Source organism: Bradyrhizobium sp. T-12 (assembly GCF_058314695.1).
On the sequence record NZ_CM177756.1, the window covers coordinates 2,519,923 to 2,538,511 of the forward strand.

20 protein-coding genes are annotated in these 18,589 nt (G+C 65.6%); 12 read left to right on the plus strand and 8 right to left on the minus strand.

The window, feature by feature from the left end; genetic code table 11:
* Window positions 1–51 precede the first annotated feature (51 nt).
* Together AC0WRY_RS11855 and AC0WRY_RS11860 are read left to right on the plus strand one after the other, a co-directional pair.
* Entirely contained in the window at window positions 52–468 is a 417-nt protein-coding gene (locus AC0WRY_RS11855) for an Ig domain-containing protein (RefSeq protein WP_246776497.1), read from the plus strand.
* Between the two features lie 196 nt (window positions 469–664).
* Window positions 665–1,429: a hypothetical protein gene (locus AC0WRY_RS11860; RefSeq protein ID WP_491123133.1), complete on the plus strand. Its 765-nt coding sequence runs from the start codon at window positions 665–667 to the stop codon at window positions 1,427–1,429.
* Here the strand turns inward: AC0WRY_RS11860 and AC0WRY_RS11865 are convergent.
* Window positions 1,395–2,276, minus strand: a complete 882-nt coding sequence (locus AC0WRY_RS11865) for a LysR family transcriptional regulator (protein ID WP_491123134.1) — start codon at window positions 2,274–2,276, stop codon at window positions 1,395–1,397. The two genes, AC0WRY_RS11860 and AC0WRY_RS11865, sit on opposite strands and share 35 nt — an antisense overlap.
* Window positions 2,277–2,369: 93 nt before the next feature.
* Between AC0WRY_RS11865 and AC0WRY_RS11870 the strand changes: the two genes are divergently transcribed.
* The gene (locus AC0WRY_RS11870) at window positions 2,370–3,197 is read left to right on the plus strand and encodes an MBL fold metallo-hydrolase (RefSeq protein WP_491123135.1); all 828 of its coding nucleotides are present in this window, start codon (window positions 2,370–2,372) and stop codon (window positions 3,195–3,197) included.
* Window positions 3,198–3,212: 15 nt separating this feature from the next.
* On the opposite strand, the gene AC0WRY_RS11875 is transcribed toward AC0WRY_RS11870, so the two are convergent.
* From AC0WRY_RS11875 to AC0WRY_RS11885, 3 genes are all read right to left on the minus strand, one after another.
* On the minus strand, window positions 3,213–3,791 hold the full coding sequence (locus AC0WRY_RS11875; RefSeq protein ID WP_491123463.1) for an amino acid synthesis family protein: 579 nt from the start codon (window positions 3,789–3,791) through the stop codon (window positions 3,213–3,215).
* Window positions 3,792–3,811: 20 nt separating this feature from the next.
* The gene (locus AC0WRY_RS11880; RefSeq protein WP_491123136.1) at window positions 3,812–4,675 is read right to left on the minus strand and encodes a fumarylacetoacetate hydrolase family protein; all 864 of its coding nucleotides are present in this window, start codon (window positions 4,673–4,675) and stop codon (window positions 3,812–3,814) included.
* A 91-nt stretch (window positions 4,676–4,766) separates the two neighbouring features.
* Window positions 4,767–5,468 (minus strand): FCD domain-containing protein, encoded by a 702-nt coding sequence (locus AC0WRY_RS11885; RefSeq protein ID WP_194407161.1) that lies wholly within the window; start codon window positions 5,466–5,468, stop codon window positions 4,767–4,769.
* A 112-nt stretch (window positions 5,469–5,580) separates the two neighbouring features.
* On the opposite strand from AC0WRY_RS11885, the gene AC0WRY_RS11890 reads away from it, so the two are divergent.
* The 7 genes from AC0WRY_RS11890 (at window position 5,581) to AC0WRY_RS11920 (ending at window position 14,209) form a co-directional block, all read left to right on the plus strand.
* Window positions 5,581–6,573, plus strand: coding sequence for a zinc-dependent alcohol dehydrogenase family protein (locus AC0WRY_RS11890; protein WP_491123137.1), 993 nt, complete (start codon window positions 5,581–5,583; stop codon window positions 6,571–6,573).
* 16 nt (window positions 6,574–6,589) lie between these two features.
* Window positions 6,590–7,495, plus strand: a complete 906-nt coding sequence (locus AC0WRY_RS11895; protein WP_491123138.1) for a VOC family protein — start codon at window positions 6,590–6,592, stop codon at window positions 7,493–7,495.
* A 69-nt stretch (window positions 7,496–7,564) separates the two neighbouring features.
* Window positions 7,565–8,551, plus strand: a complete 987-nt coding sequence (locus tag AC0WRY_RS11900; RefSeq protein WP_491123139.1) for a tripartite tricarboxylate transporter substrate binding protein — start codon at window positions 7,565–7,567, stop codon at window positions 8,549–8,551.
* A gap of 20 nt (window positions 8,552–8,571) precedes the next feature.
* The gene (locus AC0WRY_RS11905) at window positions 8,572–9,048 is read left to right on the plus strand and encodes a hypothetical protein (protein ID WP_491123140.1); all 477 of its coding nucleotides are present in this window, start codon (window positions 8,572–8,574) and stop codon (window positions 9,046–9,048) included.
* Window positions 9,049–9,147: 99 nt separating this feature from the next.
* A complete protein-coding gene (locus AC0WRY_RS11910; RefSeq protein WP_491123141.1) occupies window positions 9,148–9,540 on the plus strand; it encodes a FixH family protein in 393 nt (130 codons plus the stop codon).
* Between the two features lie 62 nt (window positions 9,541–9,602).
* Entirely contained in the window at window positions 9,603–11,024 is a 1,422-nt protein-coding gene (locus AC0WRY_RS11915) for an efflux RND transporter periplasmic adaptor subunit (RefSeq protein WP_491123142.1), read from the plus strand.
* Window positions 11,021–14,209: an efflux RND transporter permease subunit gene (locus AC0WRY_RS11920; protein ID WP_491123143.1), complete on the plus strand. Its 3,189-nt coding sequence runs from the start codon at window positions 11,021–11,023 to the stop codon at window positions 14,207–14,209. The genes AC0WRY_RS11915 and AC0WRY_RS11920 overlap by 4 nt, the downstream gene beginning before the upstream one ends.
* Window positions 14,210–14,227: 18 nt before the next feature.
* Here the strand turns inward: AC0WRY_RS11920 and AC0WRY_RS11925 are convergent, their stop codons facing one another.
* From AC0WRY_RS11925 to AC0WRY_RS11940, 4 genes are all read right to left on the minus strand, one after another.
* Window positions 14,228–14,635 (minus strand): GFA family protein, encoded by a 408-nt coding sequence (locus AC0WRY_RS11925; RefSeq protein WP_491123144.1) that lies wholly within the window; start codon window positions 14,633–14,635, stop codon window positions 14,228–14,230.
* 122 nt (window positions 14,636–14,757) lie between these two features.
* Window positions 14,758–15,159 (minus strand): arsenate reductase (glutaredoxin), encoded by a 402-nt coding sequence (gene arsC, locus AC0WRY_RS11930; RefSeq protein WP_491123145.1) that lies wholly within the window; start codon window positions 15,157–15,159, stop codon window positions 14,758–14,760.
* A gap of 17 nt (window positions 15,160–15,176) precedes the next feature.
* Entirely contained in the window at window positions 15,177–16,232 is a 1,056-nt protein-coding gene (gene arsB, locus AC0WRY_RS11935; protein ID WP_491123464.1) for an ACR3 family arsenite efflux transporter, read from the minus strand.
* A 75-nt stretch (window positions 16,233–16,307) separates the two neighbouring features.
* Entirely contained in the window at window positions 16,308–16,670 is a 363-nt protein-coding gene (locus AC0WRY_RS11940; protein WP_491123146.1) for an ArsR/SmtB family transcription factor, read from the minus strand.
* A 121-nt stretch (window positions 16,671–16,791) separates the two neighbouring features.
* On the opposite strand from AC0WRY_RS11940, the gene AC0WRY_RS11945 reads away from it, so the two are divergent.
* The gene (locus AC0WRY_RS11945; protein WP_194407171.1) at window positions 16,792–17,109 is read left to right on the plus strand and encodes an ArsR/SmtB family transcription factor; all 318 of its coding nucleotides are present in this window, start codon (window positions 16,792–16,794) and stop codon (window positions 17,107–17,109) included.
* A 61-nt stretch (window positions 17,110–17,170) separates the two neighbouring features.
* The gene (locus tag AC0WRY_RS11950; protein ID WP_491123465.1) at window positions 17,171–18,532 is read left to right on the plus strand and encodes an NAD(P)-binding domain-containing protein; all 1,362 of its coding nucleotides are present in this window, start codon (window positions 17,171–17,173) and stop codon (window positions 18,530–18,532) included.
* Window positions 18,533–18,589 lie beyond the last annotated feature (57 nt).

The following is an 18,589-nucleotide window of genomic DNA, read 5'->3' on the forward strand; positions in this document are numbered from 1 at the left end:
GATGAGGGAAGGGATGAACGGACGATGACGCGGAATGTCTTGTTGGGCGTTGTGGCGGCAGCTTTGTTGCTTTCGGCACCTGCGCACGCCACGCAATTGATCACCGAGGAAGAAGCCAAGCTGCCGCCGCCGAAGGGAGCGGTCGCGGCCGACCGGCGCGGCATTCTGCGCGGTCCCAAGGTCGAATTCATCTCGCCCGGCGGTGCCGTCAGCTCGCCGATGCCGCTGGTGTTGAAGTTCGAGTCGTTCGGCGGGGCTAAGATCGACCCGGAATCGGTCAAGGTGATCTTCCTCCGCACGCCCAACGTGGACCTCACTCCGCGGGTCAAGCCGTTCGTGAAAGCGGAAGGCATCAACATGCTCGACGCGGAGCTGCCACCGGGGGAATACACCGTGCGGGTCGACGTCAAGGACAGCGATGGTCGGCCCGGCACGACCATCTTCACCTTGAAGGTTGCACCCAAGTGACGTGTCCTTACTGCCGGGCTGACAGCGCCGAGGGTGCGCTGGTCTGCGCTGCCTGCGGGCGCGACATCGCCGTGCCCGCCACGTTGATCGCCGAAAGAGACGATCTCCTGCGCAAACGGGAGGAGCTGCGCGATGAACTGACGCGCGCCAGAGCCGAAATCGAAGCCGTCACAAGGCGAAGGAAGTCGCGTTAGCGATGGAATGTCCGTTCTGCGCCGAAACCATCAAGGATGAAGCGATCGCGTGCAAGCATTGCTCGCGGGACTTACGCGTCGTGCAGCCGATGCTGCGCGAGATCGACGACATTGTCGCCGATCTGGACAAGCTCAGGCGCGATCTCGACCGCATCAATGTCCGGCTGGAGCGCTACAACAATCCGCTGCGTTATTACAGCACGCACGCGGTGCTCTACGTTGCCATTCCATCCCTCCTGCTGGTGGTCGCGCATGTGCTCGTGACCATCACTTTCAACGTATCCGCGCTCCCGCTACGGATCGCGTCGATCGCGATACCACTTCTGTTCGGCTTCGTGGCCTATCCGTTGCACCGCGTCTCTACCTTGCCCGCCTTCGTGCTGGCGTTCCTGACGGCAGGTGTCAGCATCCTGTCGATGTTGACGGTAACCGGAGTTCACGATCATGTCCCGATCTTGCCGGAAGCCTGGATCGAATGGCGCGAGGTGTTCGAATATGGCGCTAGCATCCTGCTTGCCTTCGTCTCCGGAAACATATTGAGCGTGGTGATCTTCCAAGTGCTGCCGCGGGTTTTGACCCACGGCGGCAAGCCGAATGCGTTTGCCTTTCGCGTGGCGCGCTTGCTCGGCCAGCACGTCGGCGAAGAGCAACTGCGCCGCCGCGCCCGCCTAATTCAGGATCTCATGCAGACCGTCGGGCCGCTGGCCGGCGTGGCCGCGACCGGTATCGGCTCTATCTATGCCGGCTTGAAGGGCTTGTTGGGTTAGCTCGGTCTTTAGCCCCAGCGCGCGGTCCGGCCGGCCGCTGCTTCTGCAGCTTCCCCACAAACTCCTTCAGCGCATCCGCCAGCGGGACCGAGGCGCGGTAGGCGAGGCCGACCTCGCGCGTCACCTTGACCTCGATCTCGCGCACCGCGATGTCGGGATTGCCGCGCGCCGCGCCCTCGGGGACGATGGCAATGCCGACACCGGCCGCGACCAGCGCGATGGCCCAATCCTCGGATTGTGCGATCGCAGCGGTCTGGCGCCGCTGCGCATTGCGGCCGAAGAACGCGCTTTGCTCACAATGGCAGCGGTCGATCAGCGGGACGCTGGCGAGATCGGCGGTGCGAAGCTTGTCCTTCAGCGTCAGCGGATGCGACGGCGGCAGCGCGGCGACGTAGCGCTCGCTCCACATCGCGACGAACTGCTCGTCCTTGCGCCGCATGCTCTTCGAGATGATCCGCGCATCCGCCTGCTCGTCGCTGCCGACGAGGCGGAGCGCGACGTCGCTGCGCGCCGTCAGCGGCTTCAAGAGCGCGATCGTGCGAGGCACGTCGAGCGTGCGCATCAGGCCGAGCGTGACATTGGTCTTCGTGCTCGGCTTCCTGAACAGGCTGCGCGCCGCGTCGGTCTCGTCGATGATGCGGCGCGCCAGAATGTGAAACTGCTCGGCCGAGGCGGTCGGCGCCACGCCCTTCTTGTGCCGGATGAACAGCGTGGTACCGAGCTCGGCCTCGAGACTGGTGATAGCGGTCGAGATCGACGGCTGCGATACGAAGCAGGCCCGTGCGGCGGAAGTCAGATTGCGTTCGCGGTAGACGGCGGCAAAATAGCGAAGCTCGCGGATGTCCATAGGATAAGCCTAGAGATAGCATCAATAATCGATATTTTACCTATGACGAGAGCGATGACAAGAACGGCTGCTCAGGACAGGCGAGGGTCATCCATGAAAATCCACCACCTCAACACCGGCACGATGTGCCCGCTCGGCCGCCGCCTGGTGAACGGCTCTGGCGGCCTGTTCCAGCGCGCCCGCCTGGTCTGCCATTGCCTGCTGATGGAGACCGGGGACGGACTCGCTCTGGTCGATACCGGCATCGGTCTTGGCGACATCGGCACGCCCGAGCGGCTGGGGCGGCGGTGGGTCCGGCAGACCGCGCCAAAGCTCGATCCCGCGGAGACGGCGGTCGAACAGGTGAGGACGCTCGGCTATTCACCCAACGACGTGCGTCACCTGCTGTTGACGCATCTCGACCGAGACCACGCCGGCGGCGTGCCCGACTTCCCTCACGCCGCGATCCACGTTCATCGCGCCGAATACGACATGGCGGTAGAGCGCAAGCCGGCGCCGCCCGAAGGGCGCTATGTCACGGGGCAGTGGAGCCACGGACCGCGCTGGCAATTCTATGGCGAAGCCGGCGAGGACTGGTTCGGCTTCAAAGGCGTGCGTGCGCTCGGCGACACGGAAGCCGATATCCTGATGATCCCGCTCGCCGGGCACACGCTCGGCCATTGCGGCATCGCGGTGCGCTCGGCCGACACATGGCTGCTGCATGCCGGCGACAGCTACTTCCATCATGCTCAGCTCGACGCATCGCCGCGCGTGCCCCTGATGCTCGGCTACTTCCAGCGCCGCGGCGACATGGACCGCGCGATGCGGATCGCCAACCAGGCCCGGCTGCGCGCGCTGAAGCGCGATCACGGCGATCGCGTGACGATCGTCAACAGTCACGATCCCGCCGATTACGAGCGCTGCCGCTGCGGCGCGCATTGAGCGCGCGGCAGCGCCTCAGCGCTGCCCGTCGTGCACGGAGATCTCGGATGCCTTCAGGCCCCCGATGCGAGCGTGGGGGCGGCCGCCGGTTGCCATCACGAGGCCGAAGGCGATCTCGTCACGTCTTGGTGCGTCCCACAGCGTCATCTCCGCCGTGCCGAAATGGCTGCGGACGTAACACGCGTGGATGTGGCCGAGCGGCACCATCAGCCGCGTGCCGGGACCGCCGATGGTCTTTGCCGCCGGCACGATCGCCTTCGGTTGTCCCAACACCGCGCGCATGCCCTGGCCGCCGGCTTCATGCCAGACCGCGCCGTGCTCGAGCTCGCCGTCCTCGCCGACGATGATGCCCTTGCCATAGGCCTCGATGCGCTCGGCGCCGCCGAGCTGCGCGATCAGTGCGCCAGCGAGCTCGCGGCCCAGGCCGCGCAAGGACGCCTGGAACGGCATCAGGTCCGGCTCATAGCGGCCGGCGAAGGGATTGCGGATCACGGCAATCGCGGTGCCGACCAGCAGCGGCTTCTCCAGCCGGGGGCCGCGCTCGTGCCAGACGGTCTCGACGCCGAGCGCGGTCTTGCGAATGTCGTAAGACATGTCTTGGGACATGCGACGTCTTACGCCTCGTCCACGACGGGATTGCGGAGCACGCCGATATTCTCGATCTCGACCTCGACCACATCGCCCGGCTTGAGGAAGACCGGCGGCTTGCGGGTGAAGCCGACGCCGGCCGGCGTGCCTGTCGCGATGACGTCGCCGGGCACGAGGTCGAAGATGGTCGAGCAATATTCGATCAGCCGCGGGATCGAGAAGATCAGCATCGAGGTGTCGGAGGACTGCACGGTCGCCCCGTTGACGCGCGTCTCCAGCTTGAGTTTCGTCGGGTCGCCGATCTCGTCCGGCGTGACCAGCCACGGACCGAACGGGCCGGTGCCGACAAAATTCTTGCCGGAGGCGATCTGCTGCGCATGGCGCTGCCAGTCGCGCACGCTGACGTCGTTGTAGATCGAGTAGCCCGCAACGTGAGTCCAGGCGTCGGCCTGGCTGATGTGACGGCCGCCCTTGCCGATCACCACGGCGAGCTCACCCTCCCAGTCGAAATTGTCCGAGACTTTGGGCCGGATCACCGGCGCGTTGTGGCCGACCTGGGAGCGCCAGACCCGCAGGAAGATTGGCGGAAACTCCGTGATCTCGCGCTTCATGCCGAACGCCACGGCTTCGTTGTGGTGGTCGAGATAGTTGCGGACCGCGCAGACGATCTTCTCGGGGCGCGGGATCACCGGCAGGTATTTGACGTCGCTCAACGCCAGCGTCGGCTTGTGCTGGGCGACGATGGCGTCGCGCTTGGCGTAGTCATCGCTGCCGAGGAAGTCCGCAAGCGTGGGGTATTGGGGCAGAGCGCGGCCCAGATCCACCACGCCGTTTTCGACAACGGCGCCCCAGCTTTCCCGATTTCCATCCAAGAACGACAGCAGCTTCATGGTTTCGCCCCAAGGGTTCCTATTTTCGATCTAATCTATTATTTTCGAAAATGAGCCGAGGCGCAAGCCCGCCCTGTGAAAATGCCATCGCCTAATCGCTGTCGAGCAGGTGGGCGGCGTATTTTGCGACATTATCCGCGGTGGTGCGGATATGGGTCTCGATCAGCTGCACGGCGAGATCGGCGTTGCGCGAGATCGCGGCCTGCATGATGGCCTGGTGCTCGCCGGCCTTGTCGCGCGGGCGCGGCCGGAAATTGGCCGACAGGTGCCGGTAGCGCTCGGCACGGTCGAACAGTTCGGCGCGAATGGCGAGCAACGTCGCCGAGCCGCAAGCAGACACCAGTGCTTGGTGGAATTGCCGATGCGCGATCTTCCATTCGGGGTCGCGCAGGGGATGCTCGGGATCGCGCTGCTCGATCCGCTTGAGGCGATGCAGCGTGGAGATGACAGCGATTTCCCAGTCGTCGTCGCCGCGCTCGATCGACCGGCGGATCAACTCCACCTCGATCAGCACCCGCGCGTCGGTGACCTCAATCAGATCCTGGCGGCTGACCGGCGCGACGCGAAAGCCGCGCTGCTCCTGGGCGTCGACCAGGCCTTCAGCGGCGAGCGCGGTCAGCGCCTCCCGCAGTGTCGTGAAACTCGCGCCGAACCGCTCGCGCAGCACGTCGAAGCGCAACGGCTCGCCGGGCGCAAGCGCGCAGGCGATGATCTCCTCGCGCAGCCGATGCGTGATGTCGGCGGCGATGGTCTTGCCGAATTCCTTGCGCGGGCGAACGGCGCTGTCAGCCATGGAGATCTGCCATTGAATCGATGGCTCAAGATGCCGTGCCAACGACCATCTTGCAATAATTTTCGTAATGAGTATGATTTTCGAAAATACGGCTTGGGAGGCTGAGGACGTCATGAGAGCGGTGCTGGTGCGTCAGCCGGGTGGGCCGGATGCACTCGAAATGGTCGAGCTTCCGGTGCCTGCGCCCGGCGCCGGCCAGGTGCAGATCCGGGCCGAGGCGTTCGGAGTCGGTCAGCCCGACGTGCTGATCCGGCGCGGCGTCTACAAATGGATGCCGCCATTGCCGGCCAATCCCGGCAATGACGTCGCGGGGCGCATTTCCGCCCTCGGCTCCGGCGTCGAAGGCTTTGCGATCGGCCAGAAGGTGCTGCTGAGCGCGCGCGATCTCTCCCAGCGCGGCGGCTGCTACGCCGACTATGTGGTCGCGCCCGCGGATGCCGTTCACGCGCTGCCCGACAATGTCGATCTGCAAGCCGCGGGGTGCCTGTCGAACTACCAGGTGGCCTATGCCCTGCTGCACGAGTGCCGCCATCCGCGCTCGCCGGCCAGCGTGCTGGTGATTGGCGCCGCCGGCGGCGTCGGCACCGCGCTGGTGCAACTGGCCAAGCTCGCCGGGATGACTGTGATCGGCACGGTCTCCACCGAGGAGAAGGCTGCCTTCGCGAAAGCGAACGGCGCCGATCACATCATCTTCTACCGCAGCGAGGACGTGGTGGCGCGCACCCGCGAGCTGACGGGGGGCGAGGGCGTCGGCCTCGTGCTCGATCATGTCTGCGGTCCCGAGTTCACCGGCTATCTTGGCGCACTCGGCAAATGGGGCACGCTGCTGTCCTACAACGCCTTCGCGGGACTTCCGGAAGAAAACCTGATGGCGGCGATGCGCAACCATCTCGACATTTGTCCGGCGATACGATGCTTCTCCTTCCACATCTACGACCACGATCGCGACGGCCGCCGCGCCCTGATGCGCAGCGTGATCGATGCGCTCGGCCGCAACGCGATCAAGCCGGCGATCTCGGCCGTGCTGAGGCTCGACGAGGTCAGGAAAGCGCATACGCTGCTGGAGCAGGGCTCGGCGCTCGGCAAGATCATCATGATTCCATGAAGGGGTGGATTGCACGATGAGCACACAAGCACCCATTGCACGCTTCACCCGGCTGCGGCACGCGACCTTCACCTCGCCGGATCCGGAGCGGCTGCTCGACTATTATCGCGGCGTGATCGGCCTTGGCCTCGTTGCCCGCGATGGCGATCGCCTGTTCCTCGCCAGCGAGTCCGAGCAGCTCTCGCTCGTGATCGAGCCTGGCGATGCCGCGCTCGGCAGCATCGCCTTTGAAATCTCCCCGGAGGTCCAGATCGACGCACTGGGCGCCGCGCTGAAGCAGGCTGATCTGCGGCCCGAGCTGCGGAGCGATCCGTTGCCCGGTGTTTCCAGACTGCTGTCCTTTACCGATCCGGAAGGCACGCGCTTCGAGCTGATCCAGGGCTGGACGCCGACGCCCGCGCAGGAGCGAATCGGCGGGTTTGCCGTCAGCAAGCTCGGCCATGTCGCGCTGCGCACGCCTGACCCGAAAGCCGCCTCGGAGTTTTACGCGAACGTGATGGGCCTGCGCGTCTCCGACTGGATCGAGGACCGCTTCGTGTTCATGCGCAGCGGCTTCGAGCATCACACGCTCAATTTTGCCCGCGCGCCCGTCCGCAGTCTTCATCACTTCGCCTTCGAGCTGCGGGGCCCCGACCACATGCATCGTGCCTGCGATCATCTCGCGCGGCACAAGCTGCCCGTGCTCTGGGGGCCGGTGCGTCACGGCCCCGGCCACAACACCGCGATCTATCACCGCAATCCCGATGGCCACCTGGTCGAGCTGTTCCATGATCTCGACCGGATGGTGGACGAGGAGCTCGGCTATTTCGAGCCGCGTCCCTGGCACCGCGATCGCCCGCAGCGGCCGAAGGTCTGGGTCGGGCTGCCGCGCGACGTCTGGGGCATGCCGCCATCGCCTGAATGCACGGAGTTCGCGCGCTAGCGCGATCACGACTTGAAGACGCCGCACACGCTGCGGCCAACGATAGAACAATCAAGGGGAGAAGCATCCATGCGAGGGATGAAGCGGCTTGCTGCGGCCATTTTTCTGCTCGGCGTTTTTCTTGCCAGTTGTCTGACCGGTCCGGCATCGGCGGAGAATTATCCGTCGCGTCCGATCCGCCTGCTGCATGGCTTTGCCGCCGGCGGTGCGGCCGACACGCTCTCGCGCATCATCGCCGACGGACTGTCGAAGAAGCTGGGCCAGCCGGTCATCGTCGAGGCCAAGCCGGGCGCCGGCGGCAACATCGCGGCGGACGCGGTCGCCAAGGCGGCGCCTGACGGTTACACGCTCGGGCTCGTCACCGGCGCCCACGCGATTTCCGCGGCGACCTACAAGAGCCTCGCCTATCAGCCGGCCGACAGCTTCGAGATGATCTCGACGCTGGTCTACTACGCGCTCGTCATCGCCGTGCGCAACGACTATCCCGCGAAATCGCTGGGCGAGCTCATTGCGATCGCCAAGGCAAAACCCGGCTCGCTCAGCTTCGGATCGGTGGGTTTCGGCTCGACCCATCACCTCGCGGGCGAATTGCTCAACGCCACCGCCGGAATCGAGATGGTGCACGTGCCGTATCGCGGCGATTCCCAATCCACCACCGCGCTGCTCGGCGGCGAGGTTCCTGTCGTCGTCGGCACGCCTGTTCTGCTCGCCCCGCAAATCCAGAGCGGCGCGATCCGCGGCCTTGCCGTGACCTCGCCGGCGCGCACCGCGTTGCTGCCCGATGTCCCGACGGTGCAGGAGGCCGGCATCAAGGGCTACGACGTGCGCACCTGGGCCGGCCTGCTGGCCCCCAAGGGAACGCCGCCCGCCATCATCGCCGCGCTCAATGCCGCAACGCTGGATGCGCTGAGGGATCCCGAGCTCAAGCAGCGCCTGGAGACGGCCGTCGGCGGCGAGGTCCGCGGCAGCTCGCCGGAGGAGATGAAGAAGCTGATCGAGACCGAGATCGCCAAATGGACCGGCGTGGTGGAGCGGGCAAAGATCCCGCGGATCTGAGCCGGGCAGGGGACCGCGCGATGCCGGCCGGGCTCCCTGCTCACGAATGCTTGATCCGGATCAACAAGCGCCGCTGGCTCTGGGATATGCTAGGAAGAAGGCATTGCGGCCCGAAAGGTAAATTCATCCAGATGCGGTTCGTCCGTACCATCCTGGCATTTGCCATCGCCATCTCCCTGGCGATGCTGCCGGTTGGCGTGTCCGCATCAAGCCTTGCCACGTCGTCGGACGACATGCACGCGACCATGCAGATGGGCGGCGACGCCGAGATGGCGATGGACGATTGCTGCCCCGACATGAAGGGACCGGCCTCCTCCACGGGCGGCTACAAATGCGGGATGGGCTTCTGCTGCGTCGGCGGGCTCGTTGCGCTCGATGACGTCAGGCCCGTCGTCTTCGGGCATTTCGCCGTCGCGGCGAGCACGCTTCCCATCCCTGAGGACCAGGTCGTCTCCGTCCGCGGCGGCCCTCCTCCCTTCCGACCTCCTCGAATCTGATCTCGCCAAGCCCAAAGACACGTGCGGCATGCCCGCGCGCGAGAACTGACGTGCGCGCTTCCTGCGCCACGGCGAAGATCAGATCATGAGGACAAGACAATGCTTGCCAGATTCAGCACAGCGGCGCTCGCCGCCACCCTTTCGCTTGCCGCATCCGCCGCGATGGCGGGCGCCGGCGACTACGCCTTCGAGCCCGTCACGACGCAAATGAAGAAGGGCGACGACGTCACGCTCTCGGTGCGCCTGACCAACAAGCAGACCGGCAAGCCGGTGGCGGACGCCGTCATCTTCAAGACCCGCGTCGACATGGCCCCGGACGGCATGGCCGAGATGGAATCGGCCGTGGCGCCGTTGCCGTCGCAGGAGCCGGGCGTCTACGCCTTCAGGACCGACCTGCCGATGGCGGGCCGTTACCAGGTCACGCTGTCGGCCAAGGTGCAGGGCGAGGCTGAGACCGTCACCGGCAAGGTGATCGTCACGGCGATCAAGTGAGCGTTCGGACGCCCCGCGGCGTCCGCACTTCTCTGTCCCTTTCACATGGACACGATCACATCATGACAACGCTGCGTCTCCTGACTGTTCTCGCGCTGGGCGGTGGCCTCGCGCTGGGCGCGACATGGGCCTTGTTCGACGGGCATTGGTCCGTTTACGCCGAGGCAACGCCGGCTGTGGCCGAGGCGAACCGGGCTCCGCTCTATTACCGCGATCCCAGCGGCGCGCCGTTCTGGTCCGCCGCTCCGAAGAAGGATGACCGCGGCCGCGACTATCTGCCGGTCTACGAGGACGGCCAAGCCGCCGCTGCGGCACCAAAGCCGCCGCAGGCGGCGTCATCGCGAAGGATCCTCTACTACCGCAATCCCATGGGCCTGCCCGACACCTCGCCGGTGCCGAAGAAGGACCCGATGGGGATGAACTACATCCCCGTCTACGAAGGCGACGAGGTCGACGACGGCACGGTAAAACTCTCGCCGGGCAAGATTCAACGTACCGGCGTGAAATCCGAGCCCGTCGAACGGCGCGCGATCCGCGTCTCGGTCAAGGCGCCCGGCACGATCCAGCTGGACGAGCGCCGCATCTCGGTGATCGCGATGCGCGCCGAAAGCTTCGTGCAAGAGGTTGCCGACGTCACCACCGGCACGCGCGTGAGGGCAGGCCAGCCGCTGATGGAGATCTACAGTTCGGCGGTCGCCTCCGCCGCGGCGGAATATCTCGCGACGATTACCTCGAAGACGGTGGGCGGCGTCGAGATGTATGGCCGCGGCTCGCGGCAGCGGCTAATGAACCTCAACGTGCCCGAACAAATCATCGCCGAGATGGAGCGGACGCGCGTCGCGCCCGTCACCGTGCATTGGTCGGCGCCGCGCGACGGCATCGTGCTCGAACGCAGCGCGATCGAAGGCATGCGCGCCAATCCCGGCGACGTGTTGTTCCGGATCGCGGATATCTCGCTGGTCTGGGCGCTGGTCGACGTCGCCGAGCGCGATCTCGGCACGATCGCAGTCGGGCAGGGCGTGGCGGTGCGCGCGCGGAGCTTTCCCGGCCGCATCTTCAGCGGCAAGATCGCCGTGGTTTATCCGCAGGTGAACCGCGACACCAGGACGGTGCGCGTCCGCATCGAGCTCGCCAATCCCGATGCTGCGCTGCTGCCGGACATGTATGTCGATGCCGACATCGACACGGCCGATGGCGCGCCCGTGCTGGCGATCCAGGACAGCGCGGTGCTCGACACCGGCGCGCGTCAGGCCGTCCTGGTCGACAAGGGCGAGGGCCGCTTCGAGCCGCGCGAGGTGAAGCTTGGCCGGCGCGGCGGCGGCTATATCGAGGTGCGCGACGGACTCGCGGACGGCGAGGCAGTGGTCACCTCCGCCAACTTCCTGATCGATGCGGAAAGCAATCTGAAGGCCGCGCTCAAGGGCTTTGCGGAAGGAGCGCCGCAGGCGTCCGAATCCGGCCACGCCGCGGGAGAGCACAAATGATCGCCCGCATCATCGCCTGGTCGGCGCGCAATCTGCTGCTGGTGCTGTTCGGTACCGGCTTTGCGGCCGCCGCCGGTCTCTATGCGCTGATCCATCTGCCGCTGGATGCGATCCCGGACCTCTCCGACACCCAGGTCATCGTCTACACCGAATATCCCGGCCAGGCGCCGCAGGTGATCGAGGATCAGGTGACCTATCCCCTGACCACGGCGATGCTGACCGTGCCGAAATCGAAGGTCGTGCGCGGCTTCTCCTTCTTCGGCGTGTCGTTCGTCTACGTGATCTTCGAGGACGGCACCGACATCTACTGGGCGCGTTCGCGCGTGCTGGAGTTTTTGAACGGCGCGGCGTCGCGGCTTCCCGCCGGCGTCAGCCCGACCATCGGGCCCGATGCCACCGGCGTCGGCTGGGTCTATCAGTACGCGGTGATGTCGAAAGAGTTGAATCTCGCCGACCTCAGGACGATCCAGGACTGGAACCTGAAATTCGCGCTGGCCAAGGCCGAAGGCGTCGCCGAGGTTGCCAGCATCGGCGGCTTCGTCAAGCAGTACAACGTGGTGCTCGATCCGCAGCGGATGCGCGATCGCGGCATCAGCATGCAGAAGATCCGCGACGCGATCCGCGCCAGCAACGCCGATGTCGGTGGGCGCACCGTCGAGCTCGCCGAGTTCGAATACGTCATCCGCGGCAAGGGCTACATCAAGAGCATCAACGATCTCGGCAACATCGTGCTGAAGACGAGCAACGGCACGCCGGTGCTGCTCCGCGACGTTGCCCATGTCGAGCTCGGACCGGACGAGCGCAGGGGTATCACCGAGCTGAACGGCGAGGGCGAGGTCGCAAGCGGCATCGTGCTGCAGCGCTTCGGCGTCAACGCCCTCGACGTCATCGAGAACGTCAAGCGACGCTTCAAGGAGATCGCGAGCAGCCTGCCGGCATCGGTCGAGATCGTCCCGGTCTACGACCGCTCCAGCCTGATCTACGCGGCGATCGACACGCTCAAGCACACGCTGTTCGAGGAGAGCATCGTCGTCGCGCTGGTCTGCATCGTGTTCCTGCTGCACGTCCGCAGCGCGCTGGTCGCGATCCTGATGCTGCCGGTCGGCGTGCTGATGGCGTTCGGCGCCATGAAGCTGCTCGGCCTCGGCTCGAACATCATGAGCCTAGGGGGCATCGCGATCGCGATCGGCGCCATGGTCGATGCAGCGATCGTCATGATCGAGAACGCGCACAAGCATCTCGAACGCGCCAAGCCCGATCAGTCGCGCGTGCAAATCCTGATCGATGCCGCCTCGGAAGTCGGTCCTGCGCTGTTCTTCAGCCTGCTGATCATCACCGTGTCGTTCATGCCGATCTTCACGCTGGAATCGCAGGAGGGGCGGCTGTTCAGTCCGCTCGCCTTCACCAAGACGTTCTCGATGGCCGCTGCGGCCCTCTTGTCCGTCACGCTGGTGCCGGCGCTGATGGTGATCTTCGTCCGCGGCCGGATCGTGCCGGAGGGCAGGAATGTCATCAATCGCTTCCTGATCTGGATCTACCGGCCCGTCATCAAGGGCGTGCTTCGCGCCAAGACGCTGGTGATCCTCGCCGCCGTCGCAGTGCTCGCGGTCACCGCTTGGCCGGCAGGCCGGCTCGGCACCGAATTCATGCCGACGCTGAACGAGGGCACGCTGCTCTACATGCCGACCACGCTGCCCGGCATCTCCGTCACCAAGGCGGCCGAGCTGATGCAGACCCAGGACCGCATCATCAAGTCGTTCCCGGAGGTCGCCTCGGTCTACGGCAAGGCGGGACGGGCGGCGACCGCGACCGACCCGGCGCCGACCGAGATGTTCGAGACGGTGGTCAATCTGAAGCCGAACGAGGCTTGGCGCCCCGGCGTCACCGTCGACAGCCTGATCGCTGAGATGGACAAGGCGCTGCAATTCCCCGGTGTTTCCAACGCCTGGACCATGCCGATCAAGGCGCGCATCGACATGCTGTCCACCGGCATCCGCACGCCTGTCGGCGTCAAGGTCATGGGCACCGATCTCGTCGAGATCGACCGGCTTGCACGGCAGGTCGAGCGCGTGATCAAGACCGTCCCGGGCACGTCCTCGGCCTATGCCGAGCGCGGCATCGGCGGTTATTATCTCGAGATCGTGCCGGACCGCGAAGCGCTCGCGCGCTATGGCATCCTTATCCAGGACGTTCAGGACACCATCGCTGCTGCGCTCGGCGGCCAGACGGTGACGACGACCGTGGAGGGCCGGCAGCGCTTCACGGTGAACATGCGCTATCCGCGCGACCTCCGCGACAATCCCAAGGCGATCGCCAGCGAAATCCTGGTGCCGATGCCGGCGGGCGGCGCCGTGCCGCTCGGCGAAGTCGCCAAGGTCGAGCCAGCGCGTGGGCCGACCTCGATCCGGACCGAGAACGGCCAGCTCGCGACCTACATCTATGTCGACATCCGCGATCGCGACATCGGCAGCTACGTCGCGGACGCGCAACGCGCGGTGACGGAGAGCATCCAGTTTCCCGCCGGCACCTATGTGGTCTGGAGCGGACAGTACGAATATCTGCAGCGCGCCGCCGCGCGCCTGAAGATCGTGGTGCCCGTGACGCTCACGATCATCTTCCTGCTGCTGTACCTGAATTTCAAGGCGTTGACCGAGACCCTGATCGTGATGCTGTCGCTGCCGTTCGCGCTGGTCGGCGGCATCTGGATGATGTGGTGGTTCGGCTTCAACCTGTCGGTCGCGGTCGCCGTCGGCTTCATCGCGCTCGCGGGCGTTGCCGCCGAGACCGGCGTCGTGATGCTGATCTACCTCGACCACGCGCTGGCCGAGATGAAGGCAAGGTGCGGCACCGAGGGCAGGGTCTTCATCCGTGCCGATCTTCACGACGCCATCATGGTCGGCGCGGTCGAGCGCGTTCGGCCCAAGATGATGACCGTGGTCGCCATCATGGCCGGCCTGCTGCCGATCATGTGGAGCACCGGAACGGGATCGGAGATCATGCAGCGCATCGCGCTGCCGATGATCGGCGGCATGATCTCGTCGACCCTGCTGACGCTGATCGTGATCCCCGCGATCTTCGGCCTGGTGAAGGGGCGGGGACTGCCTGATGGCGAGCAGCCGGCGCTGGCCGATAACCACGCCGTTGAAGCGGTCAGCGCCGTGCAGGCGTCGCAAGCGGCGGAGTAAGATCAGCGTCGCAGGGTACTACGGCTGCGGCGGAAAGCGCTCGAACGCCGGCAATTCATGCGCGTGCTCCATCCAGCGCAGGCGCTCGGCGACCTGGATCTGCATCGTGGGCGGCACGGCCTCGGGATCGTCGTAAGTCGCGCTCTGGATGTCGATCACGCCCGGCATCAGGCTGGCATTGACGTAAAACAGGCCGGTGCCGCAATCGCCGCAGAAGTGCCGCCGGCCGTGTTCCGACGAGCTGTAGATCCTGGGCTCGCCCTTGGTCAGTTTGACGGCGCCATCCGCATACATCGTCCAGCCAACGACAGGTGCGCCGGCATGGAGGCGGCAATCGCGGCAATGGCACAGCGCATGCACGATCGCCTCGCCCTCGACCTCATAACGGATCGCGCCGCAGTGACAGCCGCCGGTGATGGTGCTCATGCGTCTCTCCCGACCGGATATTGCTTTGCCGATCGATAGCGTCCGCGATTTGCGGCATCAACGATGCAATCGGTTTGCGCTTGCGTCCTACTGTCGCGTGACAGCTGCTGCCATCGACCCGTCTATCGCGCTTCCACCACTTCACCGTCCTCCTTGACGAAGCGGCCGACGGGATTGTCCAGCAGGTCGATGACGGCTTCCGATGGGCGGCACAACCGCGTGCCCTTTGAGGTCACGACGATCGGACGGTTGATGAGAATGGGATGTGCGAGCATCTGGTCGATCAGCTCGTCGTCGGACCATTTGGGATCTTCGAGGCCGAGCTCCTTGTACGGCGTTCCCTTCTCGCGCAGCAGCGCGCGCACGGAAACGCCCATTGTCTCGATCAGCTCCTTGAGCGTCTCGCGCGAGGGCGGCGTCTTCAGATATTCGATCACGACGGGTTCGGTGCCGCTCTGCCGGATCATCGCCAGCGTGTTGCGCGAGGTGCCGCAGGCGGGGTTGTGATAGATCGTGACGCTCATGATCGGTTCTCCGCAACTCACTGGCGCGCTTCCAGGGCCGCCCGGGCTCTGCCAGCGCCTCCCTCATACCAGCCCCGGGTCGCCTTGACGATGCGGACAACCGACAGCATCACGGGGACCTCGACCAGCACGCCGACCACGGTTGCCAGCGCGGCGCCGGAGTCGAGGCCGAACAGGCTGATCGCCGCGGCAACCGCCAGCTCGAAGAAGTTGCTCGCGCCGATGAGGGCGGCCGGAGCAGCGACGCACCAGGCGACGCCAAACCGTCGGCTCAGCCAGTACGCCAGGCCCGCATTGAGATAGACCTGGACAAGGATCGGCACGGCGAGGATGGCAATGACGAGCGGCTGCCTGACGATCTGCTCGCCCTGGAAGCCGAACAGCAGCACCAATGTCGCGAGCAGCGCCACCAGCGACAGAGGCTGCAGCAGCCGCATGACGCGGTCGAAACCGGCCACGCCATTCCGCAGCAGCGCCTTGCGCCACAGCTGTGCGACGATCACGGGAACCACGATGTAGAGCAGGACGGAGAGCAGCAGCGTGCCCCAGGGGACACTGATCGAGGCGACTCCCAGCAGCAGTCCCACCAGCGGAGCGAACAGGAACACCATGATCAAATCGTTCAGGGCGACCTGGCTCAGCGTGTAGTGAGGCTCGCCCTCGCACAGGTTCGACCACACGAACACCATCGCAGTGCAGGGCGCGGCCGCCAGCAGAATCAAGCCGGCGATGTAGGACGAGATCTGCCCGGCCGGCAGCAGCGGCGCGAAGAGATGGCCGATGAAGAAGGAACCGAGCAGCGCCATCGAGAACGGCTTCACGGCCCAGTTGATGAAGAGGGTGACGCCGACGCCGCGCCAGTGCTCCCGGACCCGACCGAGCGAACCGAAGTCGATCTTCAACAACATGGGTACGATCATGAGCCAGATCAGCAGGGCGACCGGTAGGTTGACCTTGGCGACCTCGGCGGCCGCGACCGTGCCGAAGAATCCGGGCATGACGTGCCCCAGCGCCACGCCGACGACGATGCAGAGCGCGACCCACAGAGTGAGGTATCGTTCAAAGATGCCCATCGTCACGCCACCCGCGCTGCCGGGATGGAGCGCGCCGAATGGCCACTGCACTGGAACGACACATTGTAGACCTGGTCAGGCACGGCTTCGCTCCCTCCGTTTCGGCGCGCAGCAGGCTTGCAGCGTCTCGACCACGGGATTGCAGACTTCCGGGCGTCCGCCGCAGCAATCGCGCAGCAGGAACAGCGCGACGTCGCGGAATTCGCCGAGATTGGCGCGGTAGACGATCGAGCGGCTGTGCCGCTCGGAACTGACGAGGCGCGCCCGGCTCAAGATCGCCAGATGCGCAGACAGCGTGTTCTGCGGCACTTCCAGCAGGCGGGCGAGGTCGCCGGCGGCCAAGCCGTCAGGCTCATGCCTGACCAGCGTTTGGAAGGCTTCCAAGCGCGTCGGCTGCGCCAGCGCGGCAAGGGCGAGGACGGCTTCTTCTGATTCCATATATCCAGATTTACGGAAATGTTTCCGGCGGGTCAATCGGAATTCCGAAGCGGCGTGCATTAATTCGAACATTCTAGAAATATGGTTGACGCGCAGGCAGAACAGGCGCAGCGTTACTGCCATGAAGATCGCCGACGCAGCAGCACGATTGGAAGCCCTGGGCAATCAGACCCGGCTCCAGATCTACCGGGCCCTGGTCCGGGCCGGGCACGCGGGCATGCCCGTCGGCCGCCTGCAGGACAAGCTGAAGATCCCGGCGTCGACGCTGTCGCATCACATCAAGACCCTGGTTGCGGTCGGGCTCGTCAGCCAGGTCAGGGAATCGACCACGCTGATCTGCCACGCCAATTTTGACGCGATGCGAGGCCTGGTGGCCTTCTTGGCGGCGGAATGCTGCGCCGACGAAGTCGGATGCAAGGGGGCGCAAACGGCGGCGTGATTCTTTTACGAATTTGTTCGATGATTCTAGAAATATGGGAGAAGTCGGAGTGAGCACCAAGATCAGCGCCAAGACGGTCGCCATCATCGGAGCCGGGCCGGTGGGCCTTGCTGCCGCCGCACATGTGCTCGAACGCGGCATGTCTCCCATCGTGCTCGAGGCCGGCCCTGAGGCCGCGCACGCGGTCCGACAGTGGCAGCATGTCCAGCTGTTCTCGCCGTGGGAGTATAATATCGACAAGGCGTCGGCGCGCCTGCTCGCGCCGACGGGGTGGAATTCGCCGGACCCTCAATCCTATCCGACGGGCAGCGAGCTGATCGACCGATATCTGATGCCGCTCGCCACGCGCACGAAGCTGCGCGAGGCGATCCGGACTTCGAGCCGCGTCACGGCGATCAGCCGCGCCGGCTTCGACAAGGCGAAGACGAAGGGGAGGGAGCACGCGCCGTTCGAGATCCGTTATCAGAACGGCAGGGGTCCCGAGGTGCTGCGTGCTGATGCCGTGATCGACGCGTCAGGCAATTGGTTCTCTCCCAATCCCGCCGGCAGCAACGGTTTGCCTGCGATTGGCGAGCGCGAGCGGGCCGACTGCATCTCCTATGGCATGCCGGATGTGCGGGGCACGGGTCGCGCCAGATATGCCGGCAAGACCGTTGCCGTGCTCGGTGCCGGCCATTCGGCGGTCGGTACGCTGATCGATCTCGCGCAGCTCGCGGGCGAGGTACCGGGCACGCAAGCGATCTGGTTGTTGCGCGGTGCCGATCCCGCCAAGGCCTTCGGCGGCGGCCGCAATGACAAGCTGGCCGCGCGCGGCGAACTGGGCTCGGCCTTTGCCGCACTCGTCGCCGCCGGCAAGATCAAGGTGGAGAGCGAATTTGGAGTCACGCATCTCGGGGAGGCCGAAGGTCGCCTGAAGATTTCGGCTGGCAGCGGCTGCGGTGCGCGAAGTGTGGTGGCCGATCAACTCGTCGTCTCCACCGGCTTCCGTCCCGATCTATCGTTCCTGTCCGAATTGCGGCTGCGGCTCGATCCGGCCATCGAGGCGCCTGTGGCGCTCGCGCCGCTGATCGATCCCAACGAGCACAGCTGCGGCACGGTCCGTCCCCACGGCGCGCGCGAGCTCGCGCACGACGAGCCGGGCTTCTATCTTGCCGGCATGAAGTCATACGGCCGTGCGCCGACCTTCCTGATGATGACCGGATACGAGCAGGTCCGCTCGATCGCGGCCGACATCTCAGGTGACAAGAAGGCCGCTGCTCGGGTCGAGCTCGTGCTGCCGGAGACCGGCGTCTGCACGCGGGGTGGGGTCGAGACGGCCGATGCGGGATGCTGCGGCGGCCCGGCGAAGCAGGATCTCTCGGCTTGCTGCGCGGCGGATGAATCGGCCAAGAAGGCAGGCCGCGCCGGGTGTGGCTGCTCATGACGCGATCAGACGGGAGGAGAGCATTCGGAGCTTGAGCGGGGCGCCGCTGATTGCGGT